Below are 23,322 nucleotides of genomic sequence, written 5' to 3'. Positions count from 1 at the left end.
CTTCCCCCCACACGCGATGATCACAGCCGTCCGTGAGCCGACTCCCACCGGCCGCGATCGGCCGCCTCGCTCCGCCATCCCGTCTCATCTCTTCTCACCACCTCTCATCTCGACCCATCGCCTGGACATCCCGTGGGGGGACTCTGCCCAATGGGCGCGACCTCGCGCGCGCTGCGCGCTCTCCTGCTGCTCGTCGGCTTCCATCTGCTCGGCGTGCTGCTGCTGGCCGCCCTCGCGGGCGCCGACTTCCTGCTGTACCTGTACGCCCCGTCGGGTGTCGCGGCGAAGCTGTACTTCGTCTCCGTACTGCTGGCGATACCGCTGATCCGCGGCATGGTCATGCTGCGCACGCCGAAGGCCGAGGAGATGCCCGGCCTGCCCGTCACGGAAGCCGACGAGCCCGCGCTGTGGCACACCGTGCGGGAACTGGCCGGCCAGGTCGGCACCCGCGCGCCGTCCCGCATCCTGCTGACGCCCGACGTCAACGCCGCCGTCGCCGAGGACGCCCGCCTGCTCGGCCTGCTGCCCGGCCCCCGCCGCCTGTACCTCGGCGTACCGCTCCTCCAAGGGCTGACGGAGGCCCAGCTCAGGTCGGTCCTCGCACACGAACTGGGCCACTACTCCAACGCCGACACCCGGCTCGCCGCCCTCACCGTGCGCGGCCGGGCCCAGATCGTGCGCACCATCGGGCACTTCGAGGAGCGCGCCGGGAAGACCGCGGCACGCGAACAGGCCCGGCAGGAGAAGAAGAACGCCAAGGCCACGGCCAAGGGCAAGAAGACCAGCGAGGTCGACACCCGGCACGCGGGCGTCACCTACCGCGCGATGGCCCGGATCTACACCGCCTACGCCAAGCTGTACATGCGCGCCACGCTGACCGGCGCCCGCGCCCAGGAGTACGCCGCCGACGCCGCGGCCGCCCGTATCGCCGGCCAGGCCGCCACCGCCTCGGCCCTGCGTGAGATCCCGGTGCTGGACGCCGCGTTCGACTACTACGCGCGCCACTACCTCACTCTGGGCCAGGACGCCGCGCTGCTGCCGCCGCGCGGTGAGGTGTTCGGCGGCTTCGGGCAGATGCTGAGCGCCCGCCAGCTCGAACTGGCGGGCCTGCGCGCCGAACTGCCGACCGGCCCCCTCTCGCCGTACGACTCCCATCCGCCGATCGCCGACCGCGTCCACCGCATCGAGGCGCTGCCCGCCGACGACCGTACCGACGAGGGCGGGGGCGCCGCCCTCGGCCTGCTCTCCGACCCCGGGCGCACCCTGACGGCCCTGGAGGACGCGGTGCTGACGGAGGAGGTACGGCGCTTCCGGCGTACGGCCGACTGGCCGGAGCTGCTCAACGGCTCGATGACCGCCCAGCTCACGGACCTCGACACCCCCCTGCACCGGGCCCTGGCCATGTACACGAAGGCCAGCCCCACCCTGCCCGCGCTGCTCGGCCTGATCGACGACGGCGGGCTGTGGCAGCTGGCGCGGCGGCTGCCGCTGTCCGAGGAGGCGAAGACCGCGAAGGGACGGGTCTTCCGGGAATTCGTACGGCCCGCCCTGACCGAGTCGCTGTACTCCATGGTGGTGGCCGAGTTCAGCGCACGCGCCCGGCTCCGGTGGGAGTTCTCCTGGGAGCGGCCGGCGATCCCCCGGCTGCTGCCCGCGCCGGGCGGAACCGCGCCGTCGTCCGACGTGGCCCTGAACGACCTGGCCGGCCCCGCCGTGGCCGCCGCCGTCGCCGACCACCCGGACACCGGCCCGCTGCGCGCCCTGCTCTCCTCCGCTCCGACCGGCCCCGCGAACCGAGAAACGGACAGCCCCCGATGACCGTAGTGCTGTGGATCCTGGCGATCCTGGCCGTTCCCACGCTGATCTTCTTCGGGTGGATGGCCTGGGTGTTCCTCAAGGAGTTCTTCTCCCCCAGCCCCGATGAGGACACCACCGCCGCCGAGGCCGCCCAGAAGCTGGGCCTGCTGCCCGCCGAACGGCAGAACACGAAGAACGCCGGTCCGCTGCCCGCGGGCTGGGAGGCGGCCCTGGGCCGGGTGGCCGACGGCGACTGGCAGGCGGCGGCCGAGCTGCTGCGCGGCATCGGCCGGGACTGGGACCGGCGGTCGATGGCCGTCTCGTTCCTGAGCGGACTGGCCGCGGAGGACGACACCTGGCTGCTCGCCTGGGAGTCCGCCCACCCCGACGACCCGGACGCCGCCGTGGTCCGGGCCGCCGGCACGGTCTCCGTCGCCGGACAGCTCCGGGGCGCCAAGCGGGCCGAGTACACGACCGAGGAGCAGTTCGCCGGCTTCCACCGGATGCTGCGCGCTTCCCGTGAGGAGATCGCCCGGGCGGCGGCCCTCGACCCCGACGACCCCACGCCGTACATCACGGAGATCACGGTGGCGCTCGGCCTGGGTTACCCGCACTCGGAGATGGACAAGCTGTGGGCGGAGATCACCGCGCGCGCCCCGCACCACTACGAGGGGCACTGGCGGGCGCTCCAGTACTGGTGCGCGAAGTGGCGCGGCTCCGAGAAACTGGCCATGGAGTTCGCCGAGCAGGCCGCGGCGAAGGCGCCCCTGGGCAGCCTGCTGACCGTGCTCCCGCTGATCGCCCACTTCGAGCACGACGACTCCGACGACACCGAGGGCGACCGTACGCCCGAGATGGTGGCGCGGGTGGACGCGGGGCTGGCTGACGCCGCCGCGGCCGACCCGGACCATCCGCGGCTGCCGGAGCTGCGCCACCTGCTGGCCTACTACCTCTCGCTCCAGGACCGGGACGAGATGGCCATCGAGCAGTTCCGGCTCGTCGACGGCCATGTCAACGCGCTGCCCTGGCGCTACCGCGGCAGCGGGGAGCGCATGACGGCGTACTACTGCAAGATCCGTGACTCGTCGGCGCAGGCGGTCGTCGCAGGCGCCGACGGCACGGCCTGACCTGGCGGTCGCCGGGCCCCGGGGCGAGGATCAGACGCCGCCGAACTCGCACCACACGATCTTTCCGGGTTCGCGCTCCTCCACGCCCCACTTGTCCGCCAGTTCCGACACCAGCAGCAGCCCGCGCCCGCCCTCGTCCGGTTCCCGGAGGGCGGGTACGCCGTCCCCGCTGTCGTGCACCTCGATCCGTACGCCGCCGCCGTCGTCGCCGTAGGGCACCAGCCTCAGCAGGAAGCCGCGGCCCGGCGGTACGCCGTGCAGCAGGGCGTTGGTGGTCAGTTCGCTGACGCAGAGCAGGATGTCGTCCGCGCGTCGGCGAACGTTCCAGTCGACGAGCGCCCGGCGCGTGAACGCGCGCGTGGCGGGTACGGACTGGCGCTCACGGCGGTACAGCCGTTCGCGTGGCCCGGGTGGAGTTTCGCTGTTCACGTGACGATGGTCACGCTCTGTGCCCATCATGAAACAGTGCGCGATGCCGTACGGATCGTCCGTACGGGCGCGCGCGGGTGAACGTACGCGCACGGGTGGAGTTCGACCGGCATGAGCACCAGGAAGCGCAAGAACGCGTCGGCGATGAGGATGGTGGGCGCGTTGCTCGCCCTCTACCGGGAGGCGGCGGGGTACACCCAGCGGTCGCTGGGTGAGGTTTTCGGCATCAGCGAGCAGCAGATCGCGTCGGTCGAGCAGGGCAGACGGCCGCTGAAGCTGGATCTTGCCGAGAAGCTCGACGATCTCCTGGAGACCAAGGGGGCGTTGGGCACTGCGGTGAAGCGGATGCCGGAGGTGGATCTGATTCCCCTGTGGGCGGAGGAGTTCCTCGATCAGGAGCAGGAGGCCATCGCCATCTCGTCCTACGAGAATCAGGTGGTGCCGGGCCTGCTCCAGACGAAGGCGTACGCCGAGGCAGTCTTCCGCAGCCGCGTGCCGGTGTACGACGAGGACAGGGTCGCGCAGTTGGTGGCGGCACGGGTCGAACGGCACGCGATCCTGCTCCGCAAGGAGCCACCGATCACCTCATTCGTGATCTGGGAGCCGGTGCTGAACGCTCCCATCGGCGGGAAAGACGTCTGGGTCGAGCAGTTGCGACATCTGCGCCAGTGTTCCTTCTTGCCGGGGCTGATGCTCCAGGTGCTGCCGCTCAGCCGCGCCTCCCACGCCTCACTGGCCGGCCCGTTCGTCCTCCTGGAGACGCCCGAGCACCAACGGCTCGCTTACACCGAGAACCACCGTGGCAGTCAACTAATCGCCGACCCGGACGAGGTGGCGATCCTCACGCAGAAGTGTGCGATGCTGCGGTCACAGGCCCTGACCCCGGAGGACACACAGGACCTGCTGGACCGTCTGCTAGGAGAGCAATGAGCGGCACCGCACTTGAGTGGTTCAAGTCGAGCTACAGCAGCGACGAGGGCGGCAACTGCGTGGAGGTCGCCCTCACCTGGATCAAGTCGAGCTACAGCGGCGACGAGGGCGGCAACTGCGTAAAGGTCGCTCGTGAAGCCGCCGCCATCCACATCCGCGACTCGAAAACCACCCCCGCCACCCCCACCACCCCCCACCTCACCGTCACCCCCGAAGCCTGGACCACCTTCCTGAACCTGGCTCGGTGACGGCCTCGGGGCATTCGGTCGTCCACAGGGCAACCTCCCGGTTCCGAGGGCCGAAGACCGTGACCGGCGCCCCCGCGCCGAAGACCCGTACGGGGTGGGTGGCGTCCCACGCCTCCCACCCCGGGTCGCCGTCGGTGGCGAACGACACCCACGCCGCGTGCATCGCGTCCGCCAGTGCCCGTGGCGCCCCCTCACCCGCCAGCCGCCGTGCCTCCGGCAGGTCCCCGCTGTCGAAGACGAACCCCAGCTCCAGGGCGTGGCAGGCGCCGAGGCCCGGCCGGTTCGACGGCCACGTGAACTCGTAGACGTACGACGATCCGGGCCGCGCGTCGGCCAGCCGGTGCAGGGGGACGCGCAGCAGGTGGTCGGTGACCATCTGGCCGACGATCTCGGCGGTGCCCGCGTCGGGACGCAGGGACCGGTACCCGCGCGGCACGTCGTGCCCGCAGTGGCACCGCGCCCGTGCCCCGGCCAGGGCCACCGCGCCGAGTCGGTCGACGCGCTCCAGCAAGCCTCCCGGCACCAGCCACAGCCGGTACTCGTCGCGGGTCCAGCCCATCAGCAGGCGGACGCCGGGCGCGGTGTCGCCGTCGACCAGGGCCGTCAGCGGATCACGTGGCACGAGGTCGCCGTCGACGACGATGCCGAAGGCGGGACCGCCGAGCACGGGGCTGCTCAGCCTGCCCACCTCGGCCTGGGTGCGCAGCAGCAGGCCGCGGTCGACGGAGGCGAACGCCTCCGCCGTGGCGGGGATCTTCAGCCGGGCCGCCATCCGGCGGACCATGCGCCGTACCCTGGCCCGGTCGGAGACCTCCGGCGCCCCGCTCTGGAGCACCGCCCGGTGGAACAGGCCCTGGGCGCGCGGCGCGGCCAGCAGGGCGCCCGCGCTGATGGCTCCGGCGGACTGGCCGGCCAGCGTCACGCGGCCGGGATCGCCGCCGAAGGCCGTGATGGCGTCACGCACCCACTCCAGGGCGGCGAGCTGGTCGCGCAGGCCGGCGTTGGCGGGGGCGTCCGGGAAGAGGCCGTAGCCCTCGACGCCCAGGCGGTAGTTGAGCGAGACGCAGACGACGCCGTCGCGGGCGAAGGTGCGGCCGTCGTAGACCGGGACGGCGGAGGAGCCGCGGGTCAGGGCGCCGCCGTGCAGCCAGACCAGGACCGGGAGGCGGGCGCCGGGCGCCGGGTCGGGGGTCCAGACGTTGAGGTTGAGGCAGGCGTCGCCGGGGACCGAGGGGTCGGAGAGGTACTGGCCGAAGGCTTCGGAGTACGGCGGTTTGGGCGCCGTGGGGCCGAAGGCGTGGGCGTCCCGTACGCCGTCCCACTTCTCCGGCGGCGCGGGCGGGCGGAAGCGGCGGGGACCGGAGGGCGGGGCGGCGTAGGGGATGCCCCTGAACACCGCGATGCCGTACTCCCAGCGCCCGCGTACCGCTCCGTACGGGGTCCTGGCCACGGGGTTCGTGTGGTTCGCGGTCATTCGCCCACCAGCCCTTCGCCGCGCCCGGCACCGGTATTCCGTGAGCACCGCAGGCTGCGGTGATATTCCGGCATCCGGCGGAGACCCTGGCAGCCGGACCACGCCGGCCAAAACCCATGACACTGTCACCCCAAGTGTCATCAAGCCGCTCACCCGAGCACACCAAGGACACCCGCAGCGCTTCTGTCATCCGTTTTCGCACGGACTACTCCCCCCCCTGGCCGCCTGGCCCAGCCGGGCACCGGCGCGCCCGCCATATCCGGGGTCTTCCCGCCGGGGTCGGGCCGATCTACATTGGGGGCTCTTAGGAAGCGCTTTCTACAGCCTGCTGCGGCCTTCACGGCCCCGGTCTGTCTCGGAGGTGGGTGCCCCATGGTCCGTACGGCGCGTGCGAGCACCGCGACCGGGCCGACACTGGCGGTGGTGGCCCGCGAGGCGGGGGTGTCGGTGCCGACCGCGTCGAAGGTGGTCAACGGGCGCGAGGACGTGGCACCCGAGACCCGGCGCCGGGTGTCGGAGGCACTGGACCGGCTGGGCTACGTACGCAGGCCCCGGTTCGACCCGACGGTGCGGGCGCCCCGGATGATCGACCTGGTGGTGCGCTCACCGGCGGACTCCGGTTCGGGCGCGGTGCTGCACGGGGTGGAGGAGGCGGCGTACGACGCGGGCCTGGAGGTGGTCGTCTCGGCGGGGCTGGAGCGGCGCCGGGGCGGGACGGTGGAACGCGGTGGCTGGCTGGACAAGCTGAGGGCGCGGGGGTCGGCCGGGGTGCTGTTCGACCTGGCGGAGCTGACCGGGACGCAGTACACCTGGCTGGAGCGGCACCGGGTGCCGTTCGTGCTGATCGACCCGGTGGCCGAGCCGCCGTCGGGAGTGGTGTCGGTGGGCGCGGCGAACTGGCAGGGCGGGGTGACCGCGACCGAGCACCTGCTGGGGCTCGGGCACGAGCGGATCGCGGTGATCGCCGGGGAGCGGGGTACGGCGGTCAGCGGGACGCGGGTGGCGGGGTACCGGTCGGCGCTGGCCGCGGCGGGGGTGCGGCATCGCGCCGAGTACGTGCGGCACGCGGGGTTCGACCGGGACGCCGCCCGGCGGCGGATGCGGGAGCTGCTGGAGCTGCCGGTGCCGCCGACGGCCGTGTTCGTCTGCTCGGACGCGATGGCGCTCGGGGTGTACGAGGCACTGGCCGAACGGGGGCTGCGCGTGCCGGACGAGATGAGCGTGGTCGGTTTCGACGACTTGCCGGAGGCGCGCTGGGCCACCCCCGCCCTGACCACCGTCCGCCGCCCGCTGGCGGAGATGGCGGCGACCGCGCTGCGGCTGCTGCTGCGCATGATGGACGGCGCCCACCTGGAAAGCACCCGCACCGAGCTGTCGACCCGGCTGGTGCAACGGGCGAGCACGGCCGCGCCGGGAGGTGACGTGCGGCACTGAGCAACTCCTCGGGGCCGCGGTCACGCCGCCGGAAGGCGGTGAGATCAGCCGAAGTCCGACTCCATGGCCTGCGCGGCGGAGCCGGAATTCCTCTCGGAGCCTTGCCCCTTGTCTGCTGCCGTCGGATCCGTGAACGACAGCGTGCGGGCCGTACCGAGGAGCACCGAACGGTAGTCGTCGGCGAGCTCGACCGACGAGGTCACCAGTTGCACGACGACGATCGACGACGTACGAGGCTCCGGCACCGCCACCGTCCCCTGCCAGACAGTGCCCTGCGAGGGTTCCTCCTGGCCTGCGGGCGGGGCGCCGGGCGCCGGCGTCTTGCGTACCCGCTCGGTCAGGAAGCCGACGCCCGCGGGCAGTTCGACAGGGCGCATGCCGTCGATCTCATCGCCCCCCGCGCTGTCGGTCACCATGGCGGCGAGCACGCGCAGGGGATTCGCCCCCTCCGAGGGAACGGCGGAGATCGTGAGGACCGACGACGCGGGCTCCCCCTCGGCGTCGGGGTGCACGCCCAGCGCGTAGACGGCCACCGGCTGCTTCCGCAGGAGGAGCACGGTCATGGCGTACAGGCGGAACGTCTGGTCGGCCCGGGCACGGGCCTCCTCGGGGAGTTCCCTGAGCTGTCGGGCCAGTTCGGCGACTCCCTCCTCCGTCGGGTTGAGGTCCACTTCCGCGTACCCGTGGGGGAGTCCGTACCAGAACTGCGGCATCGGCCTGGTCTTCGTGTCCGTGTTCACAGCCGGATGCTCCCCGCGAGTTCAGCGATGTCGGTGCCGAAGGTCCCGAGCGTGCCCGCCGCGCCGGACAGGGCGACGCCGGCCTTGGTGGCCTCGGTGGAATCGTGGCCGATGCCGTCGTCCGGGAACACGCCCAGTGTCTCCGCCGAGGAGACGGTGTTCGCCGTCGCGTTGATTCCGTTCAGAGCCCAGTCGCGCACCTTGCTGGGGGAGGTGGCGACGTCCACCGCCCGGTCCCAGTTGACTGCCTTCAGTTCAGTGGCGAACGTCGTGGCCTTCGAACCGAGCGACATGGCCTCGCCGCCCTCTCTGGCGACCGCCGCCGCCAGGCCGACCTCGCTGCCCGCCCTGGCCAGCATGCCGACTCCGGGTACGACGCCCAGGGTGTCGCCGACGACGGATCCCCACGCGGTCAGACCGGCTTTCCACCCGTGCTCGCCCATGAGCGAGTCCCGGAAGTCCTCGCTGGCGAGGTTCTTGCTCAGCGCGGCGGCGCTGGCCACGATCGCGATGGCGGCGAAGGCGGGAGCGAGAGGGGTCGGGAAGAGCGCCAGGAGACCGGCGATGGCGCCGATCGTTCCGGCGTGGTCCAGAAGGAACTTGCCCACGTCCTTCAGGAGGTCGCCGATGCCCTCGACGGCTTTGCTCAGCCACCCCGGCTCCTTGGGCGCCAGCTTGTCGTCCGCCTCGTCCAGCTTCTTCGCGACGCTTTCGGCCTTGTCCTTGTTCTCGCCCTCCAGGGTCCGGGCCTTGGCGAGCACGTCCTCGTAGGCCTGGTTGGCGTTGTCGAGCTGGGTGGTCGCTTCGTTAAGCGAGCGCTCGGCCGCGCGCAGGCGGGCTGTCGCGGCGTCGGCCTCCTGCCGACTGGGGAACTCCTTCCCGGCCAACTGGAGGTCGGGGTGCCGGGCGGCGTCGTCATGGTGCTGCTTGGCCTTCTCGGCGGCGGACTTCTTCTCGCCGGCTTCCTCGTCGTACTTCTTCGCCAGGTCCCGGTGGGCGGAGAGGTCGCCGTTCCAGGTGTCGAGCGATGCCGCGGCCTTGTCCAGCGAACGCGCCGCGTTCCGCATGTACTTCGGCAGTTCACCGTCCAGGGCATCGCGGAAGGCGTCCGCCGCGTCGCCCTCCCAGTGCGCACTTTCTCCGAGCAGCTTCTCGATCTGGCGGTGAGAGCTGTCCAGCGCGTTCGCCGCGGCCTTCACCTTCTGCTGCAGCGAGGCGACCTCCGCGGGAACGCCGGGGACCGGGTTCCAGCCGAGGTTCGGGTACGGGTTCGTCGCCATCAGTTCTTTCCCCCGCCGCCCGAAGTGGCCGACTCCGCCATCTGTTTCAGAGTCTTTTCCAGGTTCTCCTCGAACTCTTCATAACTCAGCTTGTTGGCCTTCACGCCCTCACTGATGGCGCCGATCATCTCGGCCAGTTGTTCGGACCCGTACTTCCATCTCTCCTGGAACGCGTCACAGGCCTCGTCCAGTCGCGCGGTGCCGATCTCGGCGCTGCGGACATGGGAAAGCGCCTTACGGGCTTCGTCGAGATCCTTCGTCGCCTGTTGCAGCGTTCTGACAAATCGGTCCAACTGGTCGACGTCGACCTTGAAGTGGTCACCCACCCCGCACCCCCGTGGCAGCTCTGTCCATCCGGGTGGCAGCTTATAGCAGTAGAGTGGCAGGCCGATCACACTGGGAGACAAGCCCTCACAGGCCCCATCACGCGCGAGGAGAAGTTGTGACAGAGAGCGGTGCGGGTCTCCCCTCCGACAGGACCAGGGCGCAAGCAAATCAGACCACCTCGCCTACACCGGCCCCGCTGTACAAATGCGCCTTCGACCACCCGGAAACCCGCGCAGCGTGGGAGAACGAACAACGTGCGGCAAAGAGACGCACGTGGTTTTGGCACTCCCTGTATGCCCTGTGTTTCATTGCTCTCGGCGCGGTCCACGGAAACGTCTCGAGCGACTTGAACAAGTCACGGGCCGTCGGAGTGTTCGTTATTCTTTCTTTTGTCTATTTTCTATCGATCGTCTATCGACGTCGTGACGCCATGGCTTCCCTGAAGCGAATCCGGCGGGTACTCGAACAGCACCCCTGGGAGTTCATCCCCGCGGCTCACCGCGCCTCAGGCGTCAAGGACCTCAACGGAGTTGCCGTCCGGTTGCGCTACCTCGAAGGCGCAGAGCTGACCGGTCTGCTGTCCGCCCGGAAACCAACGCGTCGCCGTCACTGGCCTGAAGCGCTGGAGGCCGGCGCCTGGTACGCCGGTGAGGTGCGGCTGGAAGCAGACGGCAGGAGGCGTGGATTCGGCGTCCTCGCCACTCCGGGAGGCAGCGAGTTGCTGGAGGTGTCGGGAGTGATGGCGGTGCGATGGCGGCAGCCGCGAAGGTGACAGCGGCCCCGCCTCGCACCCCCCTGCTTGCCCGTCCCCACCGGGTCCACCCGTACCGTCGGCTCCAGGCTGTCCGACGCGGCGAGATGGACGGTGGCCGGGAGGTGTCGAAGGTGACGCCGCTGCCGCCGGAGGTGCTCGGCCTGTAGTGCGGGGAAGGGGAGGTTCTTGACGCGCATCGTCGCTCCTTGGATCCGTGCCGCTCACGCGGGTCGGGCGAGCCTTTCTGTCCCGTAGGACAACCCGGAGCGCGGCGCCCGTTGCGGACGCGCGGGCGCTCATACGTGGCCGTTACACAGGAACCGGTGGGCAACAGTGGTGGCAGGTCCGTTTTCTTCAAGACCGGGCGGCGGCGCCCGCCTACCGTGGCCGCATGACCGCACGATTCGACGCCGTCGGCCTGGTCGTCTCCGACATGGCCGCCTCCGTGACCTTCTACCGCCGCCTCGGTTTCCCCTTCCCGCAGGGCGCCGAGGAACAGCCGCACGCCGAGGCCGGGCCGCCGGGCGGCATCCGGCTGCTGCTCGACACCGAGGAGACCGTCCGCTCCTTCCACCCCGGGTTCCGGCCGCCGGCCGGCGGGGGCCGGGCCTCGCTGGCCCTGCGGTGAGAGACGCCGGAGGAGGTGGACGCGCTGTACGAGGAGCTGGTCCGCGCCGGGTGGCACGGTGAGCTGAAGCCGTGGGACGCGTTCTGGGGGCAGCGGTACGCCGTCGTGCACGATCCGGACGGCAACGGTGTGGACCTGTTCGCCGCGCTACCCGGCGCCGCCGCCCAGTAGCGCCCTCGGGGGCAGGCCCGTCAGTTCCCGTACGTCCCGGGCGAGGTGGGCCTGGTCGGCGTAGCCGGTCCGGGCGGCCGTCTCCGCGAGGGGGACGCCGGTCCGGGCCAGGGCGAGGGCGCGGCGCAGGCGCAGGACGCGGGCCAGGGTCTTCGGGCCGTAGCCGAAGGCGGCCAGCGAGCGGCGGTGCAACTGGCGGGCTCCGATGCCGAGTTCGTCGGCGGTACGGGCCACCGGGCGGCCCGCGTCCAGGGCGGCCACGATCCGCAGCAGGAGCGGGTCGGGCGGGTCGGTGTCCGCCGCCCGGGACAGCGCCGCCTCCTCCAGGCCGCGCGCCGGGTCCGCCGCCGCGTTCACCCGGGCGGTGAGGCGGCGGGACGCGGCGGCCGGCCAGAGGTCCACGAGCGGCACGCGCCGGTCGCGCAGCGCGTGGGCCGGTACGCCCAGGAGGGCCGGCGCCGTGCCCGGGTGGAAGCGGACGCCCGCCCACCGGTCGCCGGTGCCCTCGGGGACGTGGGCGCGGGTGTCGGGGCCGGCCACCAGCAGGCGTCCGTCGTGCCAGAGCAGGTCCATGCAGCCGTCGGGCAGCACGCGTCCGGTGCCGTCCGGGACGCTGGTCCACACCACCGCGCCGGGCAGTCGGGACGGCCGTTCGGTGTACACGGGTGCCAGGCTACGTCGCCAGGGTCCGCGTGCGGTGTTCCCGGGGGCTGACGCCGTAGGCCCGTTCGAAGGCGGTGGACAGGGCGAACGCGCCGCCGTAGCCGACCTGGCGGGCGACCGCGCCGACGGTGTCGTCGGTGTCGTCGGTGTCGCGCAGCCGGTCGGCGGCCAGGGCGAGGCGCCGGCCGGTGACGTACGTCGTCACCGGCTCGCCGACCGGTTCGGTGAAGCGGCGGGCGAGGGCGGCGCGGGAGACACCGGTCCCGGCGGCGAGGGAGGCCACCGTCCACGGGTGTGCCGGGACGTGGTGCACGCGGCGCGGTGCCCGGCCGACCACCGGGTCGGCCGGCGCCCGGTACCAGGCGGGCGGTCCGGCCTCGGGGCAGGCGAACCAGGCCCGTAGCCCGGCGATGACCAGCAGGTCGAGGAGGCGGTCCAGGACGACCGGCCGGCCCGGCTCGCTGCTCACCTCCGGGCAGGCGGTCGCCGAGATCGCCGCGGCGACGGGGCGTCCGCTGACGTATGGAGGGGTGGCGCCGGAGGCGTACCGGGAGCGGCTGACCGGGCTCGGGGTGGGGCCGGAGGAGGCCGGGTTCCTGGTCGAGGTGTTCGCCTCGCTGCTGGACGGCCGCAACGCCCGGGTGTCGGACGGCGTACGGCAGGTGCTGGGGCGCGAGCCGCGGGACTTCGCGCGGTACGCGCCGGAGGCGGCAGCGGCGGGCACCTGGAAGGGGTGAGGCGAGCGGGGGACGGAGCCAGGGCCAGGGTCAGTCCTCCCTGCCCCGCGGCGGCCCCTCCTCCCCCCGTGGCGTCGACTTCGCGTGGGTCCGCAGGCGGGAGGTGACGTCCTCCGGGGGCAGGAAGCGGGACCAGCGTTCGGGGAACTCGGAGGGCATGTCGGGGTCGGCCTCGCCCTGCGCGGCGGTGCGGGCGACGTACTCGGCGACCTGCGCCTGGCGCACCCGCTCGTTGGCCTCGCGGGCCGCGGCGGTGGCGGCGGCCGGCCAGACCCGGTCGATGGCCGCGTTGACCGCCGCCCCGACCAGCACCGCGAACGCGGACACGCCGATCCACAGCAGCACGGCGACCGGCGCGGCGAGCGAACCGTAGATGGTGGGGCCCTCGACGGTGCTGGTGAGGTAGATCCGCAGCAGGAAGCTGCCGAACACCCACATGGCGAGGGCGACCAGCGCCCCGGGGACGTCCTCGATCCAGGGCGAGCGCACCGGCACCGACACGTGGTAGAGCGTGGTCAGGAAGGCGACCGACAGGACGAGGACGACCGGCCAGTACAGCACCTGCACGACCGTCGTCGACCACGGCACGATCCGCACCACCGCGTCCGGGCCCGCCACCATCAGCGGCAGCGCGACCGAGCCGATCAGCAGCGCCACGATGAACAGGCCGAAGGCGAGCAGCCGGGTCTTGACGATGCCCCGGACGCCGTCGAGGCCGTACATCACGGTGATGGTGTCGATGAAGACGTTCACCGCGCGGGAGCCCGACCAGAGCGCCAGCAGGAAACCGAGGGAGATGACGTCGGGCCGGCCGCCCTTCATCACGTCCTCCAGGATCGGCTCGGTGATCTCCTTGACGCCCCGTTCGGACAGGACCGCGCGGGAGGCGTCCAGGATGTTGGTGCGCAGGCTGTCGGTGGTGTCCGCGCCGATCCACAGGTCCACGTAGCCGAGCAGGCCGACGAGGCTGAGCAGCAGGGGCGGCACCGACAGCAGGGTGAAGAACGCCGCCTCGGCGGCCAGTCCCAGGATGCGGTACTCCATGCAGGAGTTGACGGTGTCCTTGAGGAGCAACCAGGCGGTCCTGCGCTTGGAGACGTTCCGGTAGAGGGCGCGGGCGCGATGGAGCCGTCCGGACGGCCGCTCGGGGGGTTCACTTGCTGGCTGCACGACCTAAAGGTATCCGCCGTGACCGGCGCCTCTCATCCCGCGGTGGCCCGCGGCACGGCGGACACCGGCCCGGAACGGTCTGGCATGTCCGCGTTGACCGGAAAGCATCGGTCCCGGCGCCTGTCCCGGCATCGGCCCCGGCATCGGTTCCTCTCCGCGTCCGGCCCGGCCACGGGAGCGCGGTGCCGGTGCCGGGTCCCGGGTAGGTTGCCCCCATGACAGGCAGCACCCACACCGTGACGAACCAGACCCCGCCGCTGGTCGGGTACGACGTCTTCACCGCCGACCGGGCCCTCGCGGCGGCGGTCGAGCGGCATCTGGCGCCGGACCTGGCCGAGGAGGCACGGGCGGAGCTGTCCGGCCTGGGCCGCAGCTGCGGGTCGGCGCAGGCGCAGGAGTGGGGAGCGCAGGCCAACGCGAACCCGCCCGTCCTGCGCACCCACGACCGGTACGGGAACCGGCTCGACGAGGTCGACTTCCATCCGGCCTGGCACCGGCTCCTCGGCAAGGGCGTCGCGGCGGGGCTGACCGCCGCCTGGTCCCGTCCGGGCGGGCACGTACGGCGGGCCGCCGCGTTCCTGATGTGGACGCAGGTCGAGGCGGGCAACGGATGTCCGCTGTCGATGACGCACGCGGCGGTGCCCGCGCTGCGCGCCGACCCCGCCCTCGCCGCCGAGTGGGAGCCGCGGCTGACCTCCACGATCTACGACCGGGAGCTGCGGCCGGCGCACCTGAAGGCCGGCGTGCTGTTCGGGATGGGGATGACGGAGAAGCAGGGCGGCAGCGACGTGCGGGCGAACACGACCGCCGCGCGGCCGCTGGCCGAGGAGGGCGCGTACGAGCTGACGGGACACAAGTGGTTCTGCTCGGCGCCGATGTCGGACGCCTTCCTGGTCCTGGCCCAGGCCCCGGCGGGGCTGACGTGCTTCCTGGTGCCGCGGGTGCTGGCGGACGGCACCCGCAACGTGTTCCTGATCCAGCGGCTGAAGGACAAGCTGGGCAACCGGTCCAACGCCTCCGCCGAGGTCGAGTTCGCCGGGACCTGGGCGCGCCGGGTCGGCGAGGAGGGCCAGGGGGTGCGCGTCATCATCGGGATGGTGGCGGCGACCCGGCTGGACTGCGTACTGGGCTCGGCGGGGCTGATGCGGCAGGCGGTGGCGCAGGCCGTGCATCACGCCGCGTACCGGGAGGTGTTCGGCGCGAAGCTGGTCGACCAGCCGTTGATGCGCAACGTCCTGGCGGACCTCGCGGTCGAGTCGGAGGCGGCGACGACGCTGGCGCTGCGGCTGGCGGCGGCGTACGACGACGGCGGTGACGCGGAGCGGGCCTTCCTGCGGATCGCGGTGCCGGCCGCCAAGTACTGGGTGACCAAGCGGTGCGCGCCGGTGGCGGTGGAGGCGGCCGAGTGCCTGGGCGGCAACGGGTACGTCGAGGAGTCCGGGATGCCCCGGCTGGTGCGGGAGTCGCCGCTGAACTCGATCTGGGAGGGCGCCGGGAACGTCCAGGCGCTGGACGTGCTGCGGGCGCTGCAGCGGGAGCCGGCGGCGCTGGACGCGTATCTGACCGAGGTCGGCCGGGCGCGCGGCGCCGATCACCGGCTGGACGCGGCGATCCGGGACCTGCTGACCGAACTGGCGGACCTGGCGCACGCCGAGGCCCGGGCGCGACGGCTGACGGAACGGCTGGCGCTGGTGCTCCAGGGGGCGCTGCTGGTCCGCCACGCGCCCCCGGAGGTCGCCGACGCGTTCTGCGCCGCGCGGCTGGGCGGCGACGGGGGCGCGGCCTTCGGCACCCTGCCCGCCACCCTCGATCTGGCGTCCGTCGTGGAGCGGGCCCGCCCGGTGGCTTGATCCGGACGGTGGTGCGGGGGGCACGGGGGTGGTACAGGGGGCGATACGGGGGGTGGTGCTGCGCCGACACGGCACCACCCCCCGCACACTGGCCCGTTTCAGGCGGGCGTGCGTCGCTCGGGGCGACGCGAGGTCAAGTCTGGGGTACCGCGCGGCGCTCCACCAGGGTTGCAAGGGGTTGCAACTGAGCCGTGCGCTGTGTGCGGACTGTGTCTCCGGTGCCGGGGCAAGCGGTGAGAATGAGACGCATACGCCAGACGGTGTGCGAGCCCATCTCTCGGAGGGAGGACTCAGGCCGGTGACGCTCTCGCCGATGGACGTGACGCAGGTGGCGGCCGTGGACGTGGCGCACGCGGCACGGATGCTGGACGCGGTCCGTTCCGCCCGGCTCGCCGGCGGGCGGGCCCCGGTGGCTCCGCGACCGGTGATCGAGCGGTCCTGGGAGCGGATGCTGCGCAGCGGTGTCGACCCGGACCACGACGTCCGGGCCGGGCTGCTCTCCCACGAGGAGGTGGAACGGCGGCGGGAGGCGTCGGCGCTGCGGCACGTGCTGCCGGTGCTGCGCGAAGGGCTCCTGTCCGCCGTGGAGGTCGCCCACCACATCATGGTGGTCGCGGACGACGAGGGCCGGGTGCTGTGGCGGGAGGGCAGTCCGCAGGTGCTGCGCAAGGCCGACGGCCTCGGGTTCGAACTCGGCGCGGACTGGCGGGAGGACGTGGTCGGGACCAACGGCATCGGCACCCCGGCGGTCGTCCGGCGGCCCGTACAGGTCTTCGCCGCCGAGCACTTCGTCCGCTCGCACGCCACCTGGACGTGCGCCGGGGCGCCCATCACCGACCCGCGCGACGGGCGGCTGCTCGGGGTGGTCGACGTCAGCGGGCCGCTGACGACGATGCATCCGGCGACCCTCGCCTGGGTCGGCGCGGTGGCCAAGCTCGCCGAGGCCCGGCTGCGCGAGCTGCACGTGCGGTCGCTGGAGCGGCTGCGCGCGGTGGCGGCACCGGTGCTCGCCCGGATCGACGGGCGGGCCCTGGTGGTGGACCGGGACGGGTGGACCGCCGCGGTGACCGGGGTGCCGTACACGGAGCGGATCGCCCTGCCCAAGTCCGTGTCGGCGGGGGTGCTGTCCCTGCCGTCGCTCGGGTCGTGCGCGGTGGAGCCGCTGGCCGACGGCTGGCTGGTGCGGGCCGTCGAGGAGCCGGAGCCGCGGGGGGTCACCCGGATCGTGCTGGACCTCGGTCAGCCGCGGCGCTGGTCGGTGCGGGTACGGAGCGACGCGGGCTCCTGGACCCACGAACTGAGCCCCCGGCACGCCGAACTGCTCTATCTGCTCGCCGTCCACCGCTCCGGACGCAGCGCCGCGGGCCTGGCCGAGGACATGTTCGGCGACCCGGCGCGCACGGTGACCGTGCGGGCCGAACTGTCCCGCGTCCGGCGCTACCTCGGGGGCCTGCTGGCCCATCGGCCGTATCGTTTCTCCGACGACACGGAGGTGGAGGTCCTCCTCCCCGACGACCCCCGCGACCTGCTGCCCCACTCGACGGCCCCGGCGGTGACGGAACACCGTCGCCGCTCGGCGACGGTCCGCTGACGGGGAGGGCGCCGGCTCGGCCGTGGACCCGGCGCCACCGGCGTGGCGGTGGCCTGTCCGTGCCGGCGGTGGCGGTGTGACCCACCCGGGTTCGCGCGCACTCCCGTTCGACTTCGCCGGCCGCAGACCGCGAGCAGCGCCCGCCCGCGGGCGAGTGTGACCGAATGGTGGGCGCCAGGGGTACGAGTGGGGTTTCTTCCACTCTTTTACGGGACCCGCGTCCACGGAAGAGCCCGTCTGCCGTAGAGTCAACGATCGACTCATCGGGCGTAGTTGGTCCGCTGCCTGTGGAGGTTTCATGACGCATCGCGGCAGACACCGCCGGCGCAGGCGGAGCAGAGCACTGCGCGCGACCCTGACCGGCGCCGCCCTGGCGCTGACGGCCGCCGCCACGATGATCAGCGCTTCACAGGCCGAGGTCGCCGACGGCCCCGGCGGTCTGAAGCGGCTCACGGCGTCCGCCGACGCCACCCGGCTCGGACTGACCGAGCGCCAGGTGCCCCGCCGCTGGCTGGGCCGGCTGTCCGCGTCGATGGGCTCCCCGGTGGACGTCCGCACCGTCCTGGCCTCCGCCGACCGCACCCTGCGCCCCACGGACGACTGTACGGACGCCGAGCGCGAGTCCCTGCCGATAGCCCCCGCGGCCACCCGCGCCTACTGCTGGGACGGCGCCGACACCAGCGGCTGGTCCCCGGGCGCCGTGACCACCTCGGCCGACGCGGACGACGACGGCCGCTGGGGCGCCGACCAGGTGATCCTGTCGGCCTGGTCCCGCGACGACACGGCCACCGGGCGGCGCATGACCCGGGTCTCCTTCGTCGACGCCGACGGCACCGGCCGGCCGCGCTACACCTCGGTCCTGCTGGTCCTCCCGGTCGACGGCGGCCGGGACTACCGGCCGCTGGCCTCGCCCGTCTCCGGCATGGTCTGGTACCAGGACAAGCTGCTGGTCACCGCCGGCGCCGGGGACCGCAACGCGCTCTACGCCTACGACCTGGACCGCATCCAGCGGACCACCGCCGACACCGACACCGTGGGCCGGGTGACCGGCGGCTGGTCGGCCGGCGGCCACCGCTACGTACTGCCCGCCGTCGCCTCCTACGAGGCGGACGACAGCCCCGGCGCGGGCCGCCCCGACGTCCTGTCCCTGGACCGGGGCACCACACCCGACAGTCTCGTCGCGGGCGAGTCCGTGCCCGTGGACGACGACCGCCCCTCCCGGCTGTGGCGCTACTCCCTCAGCACCGCACCCGACCGCACCGGCCTGCCCGCCACCGACCCCACCGGCCGGGCCGGGGCGCGCGAGGTGTACGAGACCGGGGCGCGCGGCATCCGCGGCGTGCTGTCCCACCGCGCGGCCGGCACGGACCGCACCGAGTGGTACCTGGGCGGCACCGCCGGCAGCCCGGACGGGCGCGGCACGCTGTGGCGGACGGACCTGGACGGTGCCCGGGCCACCGAGTGCGGCGCCGACCGCTCGCACCTGTGCTGGAGCGGTGAGCCGGGCTCGCTGTCGTACTCGCCCCGCACCGGCGAGGTGTGGTCGCAGTCGGGCCGGACCCTGTTCGCGCTGCCCCTGGACGCGGTCGACGGCGCGCTGGGGTAGCCGGCCGCCGTCGACAGCGGCCCCCGCCGGATGATTTTCTGACCGGCATGACCACCATCCCCGTGACCACCTGGTCCCTGGAGCAGACGGCGCCGTCCGACCTGCTGCCGTCCGACGCCCCGGAGGGGGACGTCCGTGTCGTCCGCGCCGAGGTGCCCTCCCCCGAGTTCAGCCGCTTCCTCTACACGGCGGTGGGCGGTGACGTCCGCTGGACCGACCGGCTGGAGTGGACGTACGCGCGCTGGCGGGAGCACCTGGCCCGGCCGGGCGTGGAGACCTGGGTCGCCTACGAGAGCGGGACGCCCGCCGGGTACGCGGAACTGGTCGCCGGGGACGACGGCACGGTGGAGATCGAGTACTTCGGCCTGATCCCGGCCTTCCGGGGCCGCCGTATCGGCGGGTACCTGCTGTCGTACGCCACCGCCCGCGCCTGGGACCTCGCCGAGCGCCGGCCGGGGCTGCCGCCGACCAAGCGGGTGTGGCTGCACACGTGCAGCAAGGACGGCGAGCACGCGATGGGCAACTACCAGCGGCGGGGCTTCCGGCTGTTCGACACCAAGGTCGAGGAGGAGACCGAGGCGCCCTCCCCGGGGCCGTGGCCCGGCGCTTTCCCCTCCTGACCTGCGTCGAAACGGCCGGAACCGGCCCATGTGACCAACAACACCATTGTCTCACTGTACGAGACAATGGTGTCCACATTTCGGATGAAGCTGGACTGTGTCCAGAACGCCGTGCCACGCTTCCGTCATGCCTGGAACTGGAATTGCCTTGGTGAGTCGACGCCACGTCGACCTCGGCCGCATGTCCAGCGCCATCTGTCCGGCGCGCTGAGAGCTACCCCAGCAGCACCGGTCTCTCCCTTCGCCTGAATTCCCCGCGCGACGTCGCGCCCGTATGCCCATGCGCCCGCCGCGCAGGTCAGTGCCTCCCTCCCGCCGCCCGACCACCACCCCTCAATGACGGCGCTCCGCGCCGATCCCATCCACTGCTGTCTGAAGGACGTGTCCACGATGGCCGCCACCCCGCCCGAGCCTGCCGCCACGACTCCCCGCCGCAAGGTGAGCCGTCACCGCGGTGAGGGTCAGTGGGCCGCGGGTCACTTCACCCCGCTCAACGGCAACGAACAGTTCAAGAAGGACGACGACGGTCTCAATGTCCGGACACGGATTGAGACGGTCTACTCCAAGCGGGGCTTCGACTCGATCGACCCCAACGATCTGCGCGGCCGGATGCGCTGGTGGGGGCTGTACACCCAGCGCCGCCCCGGCATCGACGGCGGCAAGACGGCCGTCCTGGAGCCGGAGGAGCTGGACGACGAGTACTTCATGCTGCGCGTCCGCATCGACGGCGGTGCGCTGACCACCCAGCAGCTCCGCGTGATCGGGGAGATCTCGCAGGAGTTCGCCCGCGGCACGGCCGACATCACCGACCGGCAGAACGTCCAGTACCACTGGATCCGGATCGAGGACGTGCCGGCGATATGGGAGCGGCTGGAGGGCGTCGGCCTGTCCACGGTCACCGCGTGCGGCGACACGCCCCGCGTGATGATCGGTTCCCCCGTCGCGGGCATCGCCGAGGACGAGATCATCGACGGGACGCCGGCCCTGGAGGAGATGAAGCGCCGGGTCCTGGGCAACCCGGCGTACTCGAACCTCCCCCGGAAGTTCAAGACCGCGATCTCCGGCTCGCCGGTCCTGGACGTGGTGCACGAGATCAACGACGTGGCGTTCGTCGGCGTCCGCCACCCCGAGCACGGCCCGGGCTTCGACCTGTGGGTCGGCGGCGGTCTGTCCACCAACCCCAAGCTGGGCGTGCGCCTGAACGCCTGGGTGCCGATCGAGGACGTCCCCGACGTCTACGAGGGCGTCATCTCTATCTTCCGCGACTACGGCTACCGGCGGCTGCGCAACCGCGCCCGGCTGAAGTTCCTGGTCGCCGACTGGGGCCCGGAGAAGTTCCGGCAGGTGCTGGAGGACGAGTACCTGAAGCGGAAGCTGACCGACGGTCCCGCGCCGGACGAGCCGGTGGCCCGCTGGCGCGACCACATCGGGGTGCACCGGCAGAAGGACGGCCGCTACTACGTCGGCTTCGCGCCGCGCGTCGGCCGGGTCGACGGCACCACCCTGACCAAGATCGCCGACGTGGCGGAGGCGCACGGCTCGGGCCGGGTGCGCACCACCGTCGAGCAGAAGATGATCGTCCTCGATGTCGAGGAGGGGCAGGTCGAGTCGCTGGTCGAGTCCCTGGAGGCGCTCGACCTGACCGCCCGGCCGTCCACCTTCCGGCGCGGCACCATGGCCTGCACCGGCATCGAGTTCTGCAAGCTGGCCATCGTCGAGACCAAGGCCCGCGGCTCCCAGCTCATCGACGAACTGGAGCGCCGGCTGCCGGAGTTCGACGAGCCGCTCACCATCAACCTCAACGGCTGCCCCAACGCCTGCGCCCGTATCCAGGTGGCGGACATCGGTCTCAAGGGGCAGCTCGTCGTCAACGACGCGGGCGAGCAGGTCGAGGGCTACCAGGTCCACCTGGGCGGCGCCCTCGGTCTGGAGCCCGGCTTCGGCCGCAAGGTACGCGGCCTGAAGGTCACCTCGGACGAGCTGCCGGACTACATCGAGCGCGTGCTGAAGCGCTACCAGGCCGAGCGGGAAGCCGGCGAGCGGTTCGCCACCTGGGCGGCGCGTGCCTCCGAGGAGGCCCTGAAATGAGCGAGCGCGCCGCTCCCTTCTACTGCCCTTACTGCGGCGACGAGGACCTTCGTCCCGGCGAGGAGGGCCACGGCGCCTGGGAATGCGCGGCGTGCAACCGCGCATTCCAGCTGAAGTTCCGCGGGCTGCTGGCCCGCGGGCTTCGGCCCGACCCCTCGGGAGGGGAAGCGATATGACGGCGATACAGGAAGAGCGTACGACCGAGGATCTCAAGGCGCTCGCCGAACGGGCGGGCCGCGACCTGGAGGACGCCTCCGCGCTGGAGATCCTCCAGTGGGCCGTGGACACGTTCGGCAAGCGGTTCTGTGTGACCTCCTCCATGGAGGACGCGGTGGTCGCCCACCTCGCCTCCCGCGCGATGCCCGGCGTCGACGTGGTGTTCCTCGACACCGGCTACCACTTCCCCGAGACGATCGGGACCCGGGACGCGGTGGAAGCGGTGATGGACGTCAACGTCATCACCCTCACGCCCCGGCAGACCGTCGCCGAGCAGGACGCCGAGTACGGCCCGAAGCTGCACGACCGCGACCCCGACCTGTGCTGCGCCCTGCGCAAGGTCAAGCCGCTGGAAGAGGGCCTGACGAACTACGTGGCCTGGGCGACGGGGCTGCGCCGCGACGAGTCCCCGACCCGGGCCAACACCCCGGTCGTCGGCTGGGACGAGAAGCGGCGGAAGGTCAAGGTCTCCCCCATCGCCCGCTGGACCCAGGACGACGTGGACGCCTATGTCGCCGAGCACGGCGTCCTCACCAACCCCCTGCTGATGGACGGCTACGCCTCCGTCGGCTGCGCCCCCTGCACCCGCCGGGTGCTGGAGGGCGAGGACGCGCGCGCCGGCCGCTGGGCGGGCCGCGCGAAGACCGAGTGCGGGCTGCACGGATGACCACGATCATGGAGGAGTCCCCAGTGACGACCGGAGCCACCGTCTGGCTCACGGGTCTGCCGAGCGCCGGCAAGACCACCATCGCCCACGAACTGGCCGGCCGGCTGCGCGCCGAGGGCCACGGCGTCGAGGTGCTCGACGGCGACGAGATCCGCGAGTTCATCTCGGCGGGCCTCGGCTTCAGCCGCGAGGACCGGCACACCAACGTGCAGCGCATCGGCTTCGTCGCCGAGCTGCTCGCCCGCAACGGCGTCCTGGCCCTCGTCCCGGTCATCGCCCCGTACGCGGACAGCCGCGACGCGGTGCGCAAGCGCCACCAGGAGAACGGCACCGCGTACCTGGAGGTGCACGTCGCGACCCCGGTCGAGGTGTGCAGCGAGCGGGACGTGAAGGGGCTGTACGCCAAGCAGGCCGCGGGTGAGCTGACCGGGCTGACCGGGGTCGACGACCCGTACGAGGAGCCCGTCGCTCCCGATCTGCGCATCGAGTCGCAGGACCAGACCGTCCAGGAGTCCGCCGCGGCGGTGCACGCCCTGCTCAGCGAAAGGGGACTGGCATGACGACGACCGTCGCGACCGCCGAGGAGGGCACGGACAGCCCGTACGCCCTCTCGCACCTGGACGCGCTGGAGTCCGAGGCGGTGCACATCTTCCGCGAGGTCGCGGGCGAGTTCGAACGGCCGGTGATCCTCTTCTCCGGCGGCAAGGACTCCATCGTCATGCTCCACCTCGCCCTGAAAGCCTTCACCCCCGCCCCGGTCCCCTTCTCCCTCCTC

The 23,322-nt window shown here is 72.5% G+C and carries 24 protein-coding genes and 2 pseudogenes; 18 read left to right on the top strand and 8 right to left on the bottom strand.

Annotated elements, in window-relative coordinates:
- Positions 1–150 precede the first annotated feature (150 nt).
- Entirely contained in the window at positions 151–1,818 is a 1,668-nt protein-coding gene (locus J7I94_RS29585) for a M48 family metallopeptidase (RefSeq protein WP_215171930.1), read from the top strand.
- Positions 1,815–2,924 (top strand): hypothetical protein, encoded by a 1,110-nt coding sequence (locus J7I94_RS29580; protein ID WP_215171929.1) that lies wholly within the window; start codon positions 1,815–1,817, stop codon positions 2,922–2,924. The genes J7I94_RS29585 and J7I94_RS29580 overlap by 4 nt, the downstream gene beginning before the upstream one ends.
- A gap of 30 nt (positions 2,925–2,954) precedes the next feature.
- On the opposite strand, the gene J7I94_RS29575 is transcribed toward J7I94_RS29580, so the two are convergent.
- Positions 2,955–3,353, bottom strand: coding sequence for an ATP-binding protein (locus J7I94_RS29575; protein WP_374198437.1), 399 nt, complete (start codon positions 3,351–3,353; stop codon positions 2,955–2,957).
- 111 nt (positions 3,354–3,464) lie between these two features.
- Here J7I94_RS29575 and J7I94_RS29570 point away from each other — a divergent pair, with 111 nt between their 5' ends.
- Together J7I94_RS29570 and J7I94_RS29565 are read left to right on the top strand one after the other, a co-directional pair.
- Positions 3,465–4,283, top strand: a complete 819-nt coding sequence (locus J7I94_RS29570; protein WP_215171927.1) for a helix-turn-helix transcriptional regulator — start codon at positions 3,465–3,467, stop codon at positions 4,281–4,283.
- Positions 4,280–4,531, top strand: a complete 252-nt coding sequence (locus J7I94_RS29565; protein WP_215171925.1) for a DUF397 domain-containing protein — start codon at positions 4,280–4,282, stop codon at positions 4,529–4,531. The genes J7I94_RS29570 and J7I94_RS29565 overlap by 4 nt, the downstream gene beginning before the upstream one ends.
- On the opposite strand, the gene J7I94_RS29560 is transcribed toward J7I94_RS29565, so the two are convergent.
- Complete coding sequence (locus tag J7I94_RS29560; protein WP_215171923.1) at positions 4,488–6,005, bottom strand: carboxylesterase/lipase family protein; 1,518 nt, start codon at positions 6,003–6,005, stop codon at positions 4,488–4,490. The two genes, J7I94_RS29565 and J7I94_RS29560, sit on opposite strands and share 44 nt — an antisense overlap.
- A gap of 372 nt (positions 6,006–6,377) precedes the next feature.
- Here J7I94_RS29560 and J7I94_RS29555 point away from each other — a divergent pair, with 372 nt between their 5' ends.
- Positions 6,378–7,439, top strand: a complete 1,062-nt coding sequence (locus J7I94_RS29555) for a LacI family DNA-binding transcriptional regulator (RefSeq protein WP_215171922.1) — start codon at positions 6,378–6,380, stop codon at positions 7,437–7,439.
- Between the two features lie 44 nt (positions 7,440–7,483).
- Here J7I94_RS29555 and J7I94_RS29550 read toward each other — a convergent pair whose 3' ends face one another.
- From J7I94_RS29550 to J7I94_RS29540, 3 genes are read right to left on the bottom strand one after another with little or no spacing between them, the layout of a single operon-like run.
- On the bottom strand, positions 7,484–8,179 hold the full coding sequence (locus tag J7I94_RS29550) for a hypothetical protein (RefSeq protein WP_215171921.1): 696 nt from the start codon (positions 8,177–8,179) through the stop codon (positions 7,484–7,486).
- Complete coding sequence (locus tag J7I94_RS29545; RefSeq protein WP_215171920.1) at positions 8,176–9,459, bottom strand: WXG100 family type VII secretion target; 1,284 nt, start codon at positions 9,457–9,459, stop codon at positions 8,176–8,178. The genes J7I94_RS29550 and J7I94_RS29545 overlap by 4 nt, the downstream gene beginning before the upstream one ends.
- Positions 9,459–9,785 (bottom strand): hypothetical protein, encoded by a 327-nt coding sequence (locus J7I94_RS29540; RefSeq protein ID WP_215171919.1) that lies wholly within the window; start codon positions 9,783–9,785, stop codon positions 9,459–9,461. Before J7I94_RS29540 ends, J7I94_RS29545 begins: the two co-directional genes overlap by 1 nt.
- 116 nt (positions 9,786–9,901) lie before the next feature.
- On the opposite strand from J7I94_RS29540, the gene J7I94_RS29535 reads away from it, so the two are divergent.
- The gene (locus tag J7I94_RS29535; RefSeq protein WP_215171918.1) at positions 9,902–10,558 is read left to right on the top strand and encodes a hypothetical protein; all 657 of its coding nucleotides are present in this window, start codon (positions 9,902–9,904) and stop codon (positions 10,556–10,558) included.
- A 373-nt stretch (positions 10,559–10,931) separates the two neighbouring features.
- Positions 10,932–11,339 (top strand): annotated as a pseudogene (locus tag J7I94_RS29530) (VOC family protein).
- Here J7I94_RS29530 and J7I94_RS29525 read toward each other — a convergent pair.
- Both J7I94_RS29525 and J7I94_RS38705 read right to left on the bottom strand, forming a co-directional pair.
- Positions 11,316–12,002, bottom strand: a complete 687-nt coding sequence (locus J7I94_RS29525; RefSeq protein WP_215171917.1) for a helix-turn-helix domain-containing protein — start codon at positions 12,000–12,002, stop codon at positions 11,316–11,318. The pseudogene J7I94_RS29530 and the gene J7I94_RS29525 overlap by 24 nt on opposite strands.
- A 10-nt stretch (positions 12,003–12,012) precedes the next feature.
- Positions 12,013–12,468: pseudogene (locus tag J7I94_RS38705) on the bottom strand (helix-turn-helix transcriptional regulator); the annotation flags it as partial.
- 64 nt (positions 12,469–12,532) lie between these two features.
- Here J7I94_RS38705 and J7I94_RS38700 point away from each other — a divergent pair.
- Complete coding sequence (locus J7I94_RS38700; protein WP_306522578.1) at positions 12,533–12,739, top strand: hypothetical protein; 207 nt, start codon at positions 12,533–12,535, stop codon at positions 12,737–12,739.
- A gap of 30 nt (positions 12,740–12,769) precedes the next feature.
- Here the strand turns inward: J7I94_RS38700 and J7I94_RS29515 are convergent, their stop codons facing one another.
- Positions 12,770–13,909 (bottom strand): YihY/virulence factor BrkB family protein, encoded by a 1,140-nt coding sequence (locus J7I94_RS29515; RefSeq protein ID WP_215171913.1) that lies wholly within the window; start codon positions 13,907–13,909, stop codon positions 12,770–12,772.
- Positions 13,910–14,124: 215 nt separating this feature from the next.
- On the opposite strand from J7I94_RS29515, the gene J7I94_RS29510 reads away from it, so the two are divergent.
- From J7I94_RS29510 to J7I94_RS29470, 10 genes are all read left to right on the top strand, one after another.
- Positions 14,125–15,759, top strand: coding sequence for an acyl-CoA dehydrogenase family protein (locus J7I94_RS29510; protein ID WP_215171911.1), 1,635 nt, complete (start codon positions 14,125–14,127; stop codon positions 15,757–15,759).
- 313 nt (positions 15,760–16,072) lie between these two features.
- Entirely contained in the window at positions 16,073–17,350 is a 1,278-nt protein-coding gene (locus J7I94_RS29505; RefSeq protein WP_215171909.1) for a GAF domain-containing protein, read from the top strand.
- Between the two features lie 298 nt (positions 17,351–17,648).
- The gene (locus tag J7I94_RS29500) at positions 17,649–18,956 is read left to right on the top strand and encodes a hypothetical protein (protein ID WP_215171907.1); all 1,308 of its coding nucleotides are present in this window, start codon (positions 17,649–17,651) and stop codon (positions 18,954–18,956) included.
- A gap of 47 nt (positions 18,957–19,003) precedes the next feature.
- Positions 19,004–19,576 (top strand): GNAT family N-acetyltransferase, encoded by a 573-nt coding sequence (locus J7I94_RS29495; protein WP_215171905.1) that lies wholly within the window; start codon positions 19,004–19,006, stop codon positions 19,574–19,576.
- 127 nt (positions 19,577–19,703) lie between these two features.
- Complete coding sequence (locus J7I94_RS39590) at positions 19,704–19,787, top strand: putative leader peptide (protein ID WP_310887545.1); 84 nt, start codon at positions 19,704–19,706, stop codon at positions 19,785–19,787.
- A 179-nt stretch (positions 19,788–19,966) separates the two neighbouring features.
- Positions 19,967–21,664, top strand: coding sequence for a nitrite/sulfite reductase (locus J7I94_RS29490; RefSeq protein ID WP_215172009.1), 1,698 nt, complete (start codon positions 19,967–19,969; stop codon positions 21,662–21,664).
- Entirely contained in the window at positions 21,661–21,840 is a 180-nt protein-coding gene (locus J7I94_RS29485) for a hypothetical protein (protein WP_215171903.1), read from the top strand. The genes J7I94_RS29490 and J7I94_RS29485 overlap by 4 nt, the downstream gene beginning before the upstream one ends.
- Positions 21,837–22,547, top strand: coding sequence for a phosphoadenylyl-sulfate reductase (locus J7I94_RS29480; protein WP_215171901.1), 711 nt, complete (start codon positions 21,837–21,839; stop codon positions 22,545–22,547). The genes J7I94_RS29485 and J7I94_RS29480 overlap by 4 nt, the downstream gene beginning before the upstream one ends.
- 23 nt (positions 22,548–22,570) lie before the next feature.
- Positions 22,571–23,107, top strand: coding sequence for an adenylyl-sulfate kinase (gene cysC, locus J7I94_RS29475; RefSeq protein WP_215171899.1), 537 nt, complete (start codon positions 22,571–22,573; stop codon positions 23,105–23,107).
- Positions 23,104–23,322: phosphoadenosine phosphosulfate reductase family protein (locus J7I94_RS29470; RefSeq protein ID WP_215171898.1), on the top strand; the 219-nt coding region annotated here is incomplete at its 3' end. The genes cysC and J7I94_RS29470, both read left to right, overlap by 4 nt.

The sequence above is a fragment of the Streptomyces sp. ISL-12 genome (assembly GCF_018614415.1).
Classification (GTDB): Bacteria; Actinomycetota; Actinomycetes; order Streptomycetales; family Streptomycetaceae; genus Streptomyces.
Note: the sequence above shows the minus strand (reverse complement) of the source record. Positions and strands in the feature narration are given on the sequence as shown.